1 protein-coding gene and 1 pseudogene are annotated in these 1249 nt (G+C 75.1%); both read right to left on the reverse strand.

Features of this window, described 5'->3' with window-relative positions; all coding sequences use genetic code 11:
• A pseudogene (locus HO151_RS07100) lies at window positions 1-157 on the reverse strand (aminoglycoside phosphotransferase family protein); the annotation flags it as partial.
• Window positions 158-208: 51 nt separating this feature from the next.
• A partial coding sequence (locus HO151_RS00835) for an aminopeptidase P family protein (protein WP_173894221.1) occupies window positions 209-1249 on the reverse strand: 1041 nt, incomplete at its 5' end.

Consider the following 1249-nt stretch of genomic DNA (forward strand, 5'->3'; position numbering starts at 1 on the left):
CCGGCGCCAGCCGCAGCACATGGCGGGCGCCCACGAACCAGGTGGGATGCCCGCCGTTCCCGCCGGCGGGCGTGATCCGGGCCCCGCCGCCGTCCGGGAGCAGGGAGCGGACGAGGCGTCGTACGGTGTCCGCGGTGGGTGTCGCTGTCTGGGTCATGGTCGCGCCGTCCGCCGTGGGGGTCCGGGGTGCGGGTTCTGCCGGGAGGGCTCAGTCCACGACGGCCATCTCCCGGGGGGTCCTGTTGAGGCGGCGTCCGCCGTCCTCGGTGACCGTCACGATGTCCTCGATGCGCACCCCGAAGCGGCCCGGCAGGTAGACGCCGGGTTCCACGGAGAAGCACATCCCGGGCACCAGGGGCTGTTCCTCGCCCTCGATCATGTACGGCGGCTCATGGGTGGTGACGCCGATGCCGTGCCCGGTGCGGTGGATGAAGCGGTCGCCGTAGCCGGCCCCGGTGATGTACGCGCGGGCCACCCGGTCGATCTCCTGGCAGGCGACGCCGGGCCGCACGGCCTCGCAGGCCGCCTGCTGCGCGGCGCGCACGACGTCGTGGACCCGCTGCTCCTCGGCGGTCGGCTCGCCGACGTGCACCGTGCGGGAGGTGTCGGAGCCGTAGCCGTGCTTCAGCCCGCCGAAGTCGAGGACGACCGTGTCACCGTGCTCGATGACGCGCTCCCCCGCCTCGTGGTGCGGGTCGGCGCCGTTGGGGCCCGAGCCGACGACCGTGAAGTCCACCTGCTCGTGTCCGGACCGGCGCAGCAGCTCGGCGAGGTCGCGGGCGACGTCCGACTCGCGGCGGCCCGCGAAGGGGACCTTCAGGATCTCCCCGTACGCCTCGTCGGCGGCGGCGCCGGCCGCCGCCAGCCGCTCCAGTTCGGCCGCGTCCTTGACGGCCCGGAGCATCGGCAGTGCCTCGGTGAGGGAGACGTACGAGGTGCCGGGCAGCTGTTTCTGCAGGCCCAGCAGGTGCAGCGCCCAGGTGTTGTCGCTGACGCCGAAGCGTCCCGAGGCGTCGAGGAGCGGGGCCGTCGCGGCGTACGGGTCCGTGCCGTCGGTCCAGTCGCGCAGGGTCAGGGCGGGCGCGCCGACGGCCTTCGCGGCGTCCGGGGCCTCCAGGGTGGGCACGACGAGCACGGGGTCCCGGCCGGCGGCGAGCACCAGGAGGGTGAGCCGCTCGGTGGCCGCGGGGGGCGTGTAGCCGGTGAGCCACACGAGGTCGGGGCCGGGCGCCACCAGCACTCCGGCGAG

The organism is Streptomyces sp. 8P21H-1 (genome assembly GCF_013302945.1).